This is a genomic window from Candidatus Streptomyces philanthi, assembly GCF_059553635.1.
In genome coordinates this window covers 1-6,850 of the sequence record NZ_JCANQV010000291.1, presented here as the reverse complement: position 1 = coordinate 6,850, position 6,850 = coordinate 1, and the positions used below count along the sequence as shown (strand labels likewise).

The 6,850-nt window shown below is 72.6% G+C and carries 8 protein-coding genes; 5 read left to right on the top strand and 3 right to left on the bottom strand.

Going from position 1 to position 6,850, the window contains the following annotated elements; translation table 11 throughout:
• The 3 genes from AC51EU_RS24850 to AC51EU_RS24840 all read right to left on the bottom strand — a co-directional run.
• The coding region (locus AC51EU_RS24850; RefSeq protein ID WP_496269297.1) for an FAD-dependent oxidoreductase at nt 1-316 on the bottom strand (316 nt) is incomplete at its 3' end.
• Complete coding sequence (locus tag AC51EU_RS24845; RefSeq protein WP_496269296.1) at nt 313-648, bottom strand: non-heme iron oxygenase ferredoxin subunit; 336 nt, start codon at nt 646-648, stop codon at nt 313-315. The genes AC51EU_RS24845 and AC51EU_RS24850, both read right to left, overlap by 4 nt.
• Nucleotides 645-1,994, bottom strand: a complete 1,350-nt coding sequence (locus tag AC51EU_RS24840; RefSeq protein WP_496269295.1) for an aromatic ring-hydroxylating dioxygenase subunit alpha — start codon at nt 1,992-1,994, stop codon at nt 645-647. The genes AC51EU_RS24845 and AC51EU_RS24840 overlap by 4 nt, the downstream gene beginning before the upstream one ends.
• A 101-nt stretch (nt 1,995-2,095) precedes the next feature.
• Between AC51EU_RS24840 and AC51EU_RS24835 the strand changes: the two genes are divergently transcribed.
• The 5 genes from AC51EU_RS24835 to dmpG are packed head-to-tail and all read left to right on the top strand — an operon-like array spanning nt 2,096 to nt 6,798.
• Nucleotides 2,096-3,079: a zinc-binding dehydrogenase gene (locus AC51EU_RS24835; RefSeq protein ID WP_496269294.1), complete on the top strand. Its 984-nt coding sequence runs from the start codon at nt 2,096-2,098 to the stop codon at nt 3,077-3,079.
• 11 nt (nt 3,080-3,090) lie between these two features.
• A complete protein-coding gene (locus AC51EU_RS24830) occupies nt 3,091-4,038 on the top strand; it encodes a 3-carboxyethylcatechol 2,3-dioxygenase (protein ID WP_496269293.1) in 948 nt (315 codons plus the stop codon).
• A complete protein-coding gene (locus AC51EU_RS24825; protein ID WP_496269292.1) occupies nt 4,035-4,841 on the top strand; it encodes a 2-keto-4-pentenoate hydratase in 807 nt (268 codons plus the stop codon). Before AC51EU_RS24830 ends, AC51EU_RS24825 begins: the two co-directional genes overlap by 4 nt.
• Nucleotides 4,838-5,782 (top strand): acetaldehyde dehydrogenase (acetylating), encoded by a 945-nt coding sequence (locus AC51EU_RS24820; RefSeq protein ID WP_496269291.1) that lies wholly within the window; start codon nt 4,838-4,840, stop codon nt 5,780-5,782. The genes AC51EU_RS24825 and AC51EU_RS24820 overlap by 4 nt, the downstream gene beginning before the upstream one ends.
• Entirely contained in the window at nt 5,779-6,798 is a 1,020-nt protein-coding gene (dmpG, locus tag AC51EU_RS24815; RefSeq protein WP_496269290.1) for a 4-hydroxy-2-oxovalerate aldolase, read from the top strand. The genes AC51EU_RS24820 and dmpG overlap by 4 nt, the downstream gene beginning before the upstream one ends.
• Nucleotides 6,799-6,850 lie beyond the last annotated feature (52 nt).

The window sequence follows — 6,850 nt, the reverse complement described above, 5'->3', positions numbered from 1 at the left end:
CCAGGACGACGCGGTCGGCGGGCAGCGTGGTGCCGTCCGACAGTTCCACCGTGCCCTCGGCGGTGCGCAGCGCGGTGGCGGTGGTGCGGGTGACCAGGCGGACGCGCTGGTCGTCGTACCAGGACGGCGGCCGCAGGGCGATCTGTTCCAGGGTCCTGGTGCCGGCCAGGAAGTCCTTCGACAGCGGGGGCCGGTCGTAGGGGAACTCGCCGCCGTCGACGAGGGTGAGGTCGCCGTCGAAGCCCTGGGACCGCAGGGCGCCGGCGGTGGCGACGCCGGCGACGCCGCCGCCCACGATGACGACGCGGGTGCTCACGGCTTCTCCCCGGGGAAGAGGTAGACGTCGCCGTCGCGGACCTCGACGCGGTGGGGGCAGGCGTTCCGCGTCGCCGGGAGCCCCTGGACCTCTCCGCTCCTGAGGCAGAACTTGCTGGAGTGCAGGGGGCACTCGACGTAGCCGTCCTCCACCCAGCCGTCGGCGAGGGAGGCGGTCTCGTGGGTGCAGGTGTCGTTCAGCGCGTACACGGTGTCGTCGGTGTCGCGCAGCAGGGCGATGTGGTCGTCGGTGCCGGTGACGGTCTTGTCGACGGCGATGCCCTCGCCCTGGGGGATGTCGTCCAGGGACGCGACGCGGATGCCGTCGCTCATGCGTGCTCCTCGTGCCATGCGGGGGTGTTCATCAGCTCGCGCCAGCGGCCGTAGAAGGCGCGGCCGGCGGCGTCGCTGTACAGCTCGCTGGTGGTGCCGGGGTGCCGGCCGTCCTCGCGTTCGGTGCCCAGGCCCATCTGGTAGTTCAGGGCGACCTGGTTGGTGATGAAGCCGTGCGAGACGGCCTGTACCTCGCTCCAGTTCTCGCCGTCGTCCTGCTCGAAGATGCCGCTGGGTCCGAAGGTGCGCAGGTTGTACAGGCGCTGCGCCTCCCGGACGTCCTCCGGCATGGACCGGTCGACGATCGTCCACGCCCACACCTCCATCCGGTCGGGGCCCTTGGGGTGCCAGACGCGGAGGGAGCCGTTGACGGGGAGGTAGGAGAAGTTGGGGAAGACGGTGGCGTGCCCGTTGGTCAGCGGTCCTTCGACCCGTGCGTCGCCGAGGCGCTCGCGCAGGGCGTCGTAGTCCGTCCATTGGTGCACGGTCCGGGCGTCGAAGCGGTTCTTGGGGTGGACGGGGAAGCCCGCTCCGTTGCCGTTCGCGTCCGAGTACTGGCGGCCGGTGCGGTGCACGATCTCGTCCTTGGGCTTCTTGCCGGAGGGCGAGAGCGCCATGAGGGCCGAGGCGTGGCTCATGTTGACGTGGTACCAGTCGGTGGCGAACTGCTCGGCGGCCAGCTTCCAGTTCCCCTCCAGCACCCATTTGTGGACGCCGCCGACGACGACCGTGCCGTGTTCGTCGTGGTCGAGCATGGCGTCCATGTACCAGGCCATGTCGCCCAGGGACTCGCGCAGCGGGACGGGGTCGGGGTTCCAGGTGCCGAAGACCAGCCCGTGGTAGGTCTCCACGTGCGGTACCTCGACCAGGCCCCACCGGTCGGCGCTGAAGTCCTCGGGGTAGCCGTCCTTGTTCGGCACGCTCACCAGGGAGCCGTCGAGGTTGAAGGACCAGCCGTGGTAGGTGCAGGTGAAGTTGCGGGTGGTGCCGGAGTCGGCGCGGCACACGCGGGCGCCGCGATGCCGGCAGGAGTTGAGGTACGCGCGGATGCGGCGTTCGCGGTCGAGGGTGACGATGACCGGGTCCTCGCCCATGTACGTGGTGAAGAAGTCGCCCGGCCGGTGGAACTGGTCGGTGTGCGCCAGGAACAGCCAGCTGGGCGCGAACACGCGGCGCAGTTCCTGCTGGTACAGGTCCTGGTCGGTGAAGACGACGCGGTCCAGCAGCCCGCCCTCGGTGTCGACGAGCCCGGAGACGTCGATGTGGTGCGCCAGGTCCGCCGGGCGCCGCAGGGCCCCGCGCGGGGCCGTGGTGGCCGCGCCCTGGGGTTCGATCGTCGAGGTCATGGCCCCAGGCAACAGCAGTGGTCAGGGGTGGTTCCATCCGTCGTTCCGCTGGGCGGCACGGACGCTGTCGGCGGGCGGCGGGGCGGGGCGAGCGTGAGGGCATGCTTGCTGCAACCGCCGTCTCCCAGAGCGCGAGCGACCCGCTGTCCGGGCTCGTGCTCCAAGACGTTCCCGAGCCCCGGCCCCGGCCCGGCTGGTCCCTCGTCCGTGTCGCCGCGTCGTCGCTGAACATGCACGACGTGTGGACGCTGCGCGGTGTGGGCCATCCGCCCGAGCGGCTGCCCGTCGTCCTCGGCTGCGACGCGGCCGGGTACGACGAGGACGGCAACGAGGTCCTGGTGCACCCGGTGATCGCCGACGCGGACGCGGGCATGGGCGACGAGACCCTCGACCCGGGGCGGGCGCTGCTGTCGGAGCGGCACGACGGTGCCTTCGCCGGGTATCTCTCGGTGCCGACCCGCAATCTCGTCCCGAAGCCGTCCTGGCTGTCGTTCGACGAGGCCGCCTGTCTGCCCGTCGCCTGGGGGACCGCCTACCGGATGCTGTTCACCCGGGCGCGGGTCCGGGCCGGTGACCGTGTCCTGGTGCAGGGCGCGGGCGGCGGCGTCGCCTCCGCGGCGATCAAACTCGCGGTGGCCGCGGGCGCCGTGGTGTACGCCACCAGCCGCAGCCGGGACAAGCGCGAGCAGGCCCTGTCCTGGGGCGCGCGGACCGCCGTGGCGAGCGGTGAGCGGCTGCCGGAGCGGGTGGACGTGGTGATCGAGACGGTCGGTGAGGCCACCTGGTCGCACTCGCTGAAGTCGCTGCGCCCCGGCGGCACCGTGGTCGTCGCCGGCGCCACGTCCGGCACCAATCCGCCCGCCGACCTCGGCCGGGTCTTCTACCTCCAGCAGCGCGTCCTCGGCTCCACCGGCTGCACCCGCAGCGAGCTCGTCTCCCTGCTGCGGCTGATGGACGCCACCGGTCTGCGCCCGGTCATCGACCGCACCCTGCCGCTGTCGGAGATCCACCAGGGTTTCCGGCTGATGCTGGACGGGCGGCTGACCGGGAAGCTCGTCGTCCACCCCACCGACCCCCGCCCGTGAGGAGCACCGCCATGACCGCCGCAGCCGTGGGTCTCTCCCACTCCCCGCTGATCGGCATCAACGATCCCGCGCCGGACGTCGTCGCCGCCGTCGGCGCCGCCGTGGACGGGGCCCGTGCCTTCGTCCGCGACTTCGGCCCCGAGCTGGTCGTCCTGTACGCGCCGGACCACTACAACGGCTTCTTCTACAAGGAGATGCCGCCGTTCTGCCTGGCCACCGAGGCCCGCGCGGTCGGCGACTTCGGTTCCGCGTCCGGTCCGCTGCCGGTGGACTCCGAGGCGGCCGCCGCGCTGGCCCGGGGCGTCCTCGACCGCGGCGTCGACCTGACCGTCTCGGCCCGCATGACCGTCGACCACGGTTTCGTGCAACCGCTGGAGGTCCTCTTCGGCGGCATCGGCGAGGTCCCGGTCGTACCGGTCTTCGTCAACGGTGTCGCCACCCCCCTCGGTCCCGTCGGCCGCATCCGGGCCCTGGGCACCGCGATCGGCGAGGCGGCGGCGGAACTGGACCGCAGGGTGCTGTTCCTGGCCTCCGGCGGTCTCTCGCACGACCCGCCGGTCCCGGTCCTGGACGGGGCGCCGCCCCGCGTCGCCGACGCGCTGATCGAGGGCCGTCCGCCCACGCCCGAGCAGCGGGCGCGGGGCGAGCAGCGGGTCGTCCAGGCCGGCCGTGACTACGCGGCCGGGGCGACGTCGATGATCCCGATCAACCCCGAGTGGGACAACCTGGTCCTCGACACGCTGGCGGAGAACAGGCTGGCCGAGGTGGACGGGTGGTCCACCGCGTGGATGGGCGCCGAGGGCGGTGGCTCCGCGCACGAGGTGCGCACCTGGATCGCCGCGTTCGCCTCGCTCGCGGCCGTCGGCGACTACCGGTTCACGTCGCGGTTCTACCGGCCGGTCCCGGAGTGGATCGCCGGGTTCGCCGTCGCGACCGCGCGCCTGGAGGCGGGACGATGACCACGACCGCACACGACCGGGCCGTATCCGAGGCCGCGGCGCGGCTGGCGGCGGCCGCCGAACGGCGGACCCCGTGCGCCCCGGTACGGGACCTGCTGGGCGGCAATGACCTCGACACCGCGTACCGGGTGCAGCGCCTCCTCGTGGACCGGCGCCTGGACGCCGGGGCCCGCGTCACCGGCCGCAAGATCGGCCTGACCTCTCCGGCGGTCCAGCGGCAGCTGGGCGTCGACCGGCCCGACTTCGGTGTCCTCCTCGACGACATGGACGTCTCCGGGCGCGAGGTGCCCACCGGGCGTCTGCTGCAACCCAAGGCCGAGGCGGAGATCGCGTTCGTCCTCGCCACCGACCTCGACGCGCCCGACCTCAGCCTCGCCGGCGTGCGCGCCGCGGTCGCCCACGCCGTTCCGGCGCTGGAGATCGTGGACAGCCGCATCGCCGACTGGGACATCACCATTACCGACACCGTCGCGGACAACGCCTCCAGCGGGCTGTACGTGCTCGGCGACACCCGTGTGACGCTCGACGCGTTCGAGCCGCGCGCGACGACGATGCGCATGTACGCCGGCGACGTGCTCGTCTCCGAGGGCGACGGCGCCGCCTGCCTCGGGGACCCGCTGAACGCCCTGCTGTGGCTGGCGCGCACCGCGCACGGCTTCGGCGACCCGCTGCGCGCCGGGCAGGTCGTGCTGTCCGGCGCCCTCGGCCCGATGGTCCCGGTCCGCGCCGGTGACCGCGTCCGCGCGGAGATCTCCGGCCTGGGCACCGTGTCCGCCGCATTCACCGGGAAGGAATCCGTATGACCAGGACGAAGGTGGCCGTCATCGGCTCCGGCAACATCGGGACCGATCTGATGATCAAGATTCTCCGTACGTCGGAGACGCTGGAGATGGCGGCCCTGGTCGGTATCGACCCGGACTCCGACGGGCTGGCCCGCGCCCGCCGGCTGAACGTGCCGACCACCCACGAGGGGGTCGACGGGCTGATCGCGATGGACGGCTTCGAGGACGTCCGGATCGTCTTCGACGCCACCTCCGCCAAGGCGCACCAGCACAACGCGGCACGGCTGGAGCCCTACGGGAAGACGCTGGTCGACCTCACCCCGGCGGCCCTCGGCCCGTTCACCGTGCCGGCCGTCAACCTCGACGAGAACCTCACCTCCGGCAACGTCAACATGGTGACCTGCGGCGGTCAGGCCACCATCCCGATCGTGCACGCCGTGGCTCGCGTCACGCCGGTGCCCTACGCGGAGATCGTGGCGTCCATCGCCTCGAAGTCGGCCGGTCCCGGTACCCGCGCGAACCTCGACGAGTTCACCGAAACCACCGCGTCCGCGATCGAGTCGGTGGGCGGGGCCGACCGCGGCAAGGCCGTCATCGTCCTCAACCCGGCGGAGCCGCCGCTCGTCATGCGGGACACCGTCTTCTGCCTCGTCGGCGACGCCGACCGGGACGCGGTCCGCGCCTCCGTCGCCGAGATGGTCGCCGAGGTCGCCGCGTACGTGCCCGGCTACCGGCTCAAGCAGGACGTGCAGTTCACCCCGCTGGCCCCCGGCGAGCCCGTGCACACCCTGCTGCCGGCCGGGGCCGCCCCGGTCACCACCCGGGTGTCGGTGTTCCTGGAGGTCGAGGGCGCCGCCCACTACCTGCCCGCCTACGCCGGCAACCTCGACATCATGACCTCGGCCGCCCTGCGCACCGCCGAACGCATCGCCCAGCACGCGCGCCAGGAGGCCCGGGCATGACCAGCAACCTCTACCTCCAGGACGTCACCCTGCGGGACGGCATGCACGCCGTACGCCACCGCATCGCGCCGTCCGACGTCACGCGGATCGTCTCCGCGCTCGACGCGGCCGGGGTGGACGCCATCGAGGTCGCCCACGGCGACGGTCTGGCGGGTGGCTCGCTGAACTACGGTCCCGGCAGCCACACCGACTGGGAGTGGATCGAGGCAGCGGCTTCCGTCCTGGAGCGCGCCACCCTCACCACGCTGCTGCTCCCCGGCATCGGCACCATCGCCGAACTGACGCACGCCTACTCCCTGGGCGTGCGTTCCGTGCGGATCGCCACCCACTGCACGGAGGCCGATGTCTCCGCCCAGCACATCGCGGCGGCGCGTGAGCTGGGCATGGACGTCTCGGGCTTCCTGATGCTCAGTCACATGGCCGACGCGCGGAAGCTCGCGGAGCAGGCCAAGCTGATGGAGTCCTACGGCGCGCACTGTGTGTACGTCACCGACTCCGGGGGCCGGCTGACGATGGACGGGGTGCGGGAGCGGGTGCGTGCCTACCGCGACGTGCTCTCCCCCGAGACGCAGATCGGTGTGCACGCCCACCAGAACCTGTCGCTGGCGGTGGCGAACTCGGTGGTGGCCGTCGAGGAGGGCGTCACCCGCGTCGACGCCTCCCTCGCCGGGCACGGCGCGGGGGCGGGCAACTGCCCGATCGAGCCGTTCGTCGCGGTCGCCTCGCTCAACGGCTGGGAGCACGGCTGTGATCTCTTCGCCCTCCAGGACGCCGCCGACGACCTCGTCCGCCCGCTCCAGGACCGTCCCGTCCAGGTGGACCGGGAGACCCTCACCCTGGGCTACGCGGGGGTGTACTCCAGCTTCCTGCGGCACGCGGAGGCGGCCTCGCGGCAGTACGGGGTCGATGTCCGCAGCATTCTGCTGGAGGTCGGGCGCCGCGGTCTCGTCGGCGGCCAGGAGGACATGATCGTCGACATCGCGCTGGATCTGCGGGCGGCGGCGTCCGGGGTCTGAGGGACGTACGGGGCGGGCGGTGGAGGCACCGGCCCGCCCCGTTCCCGTGCGG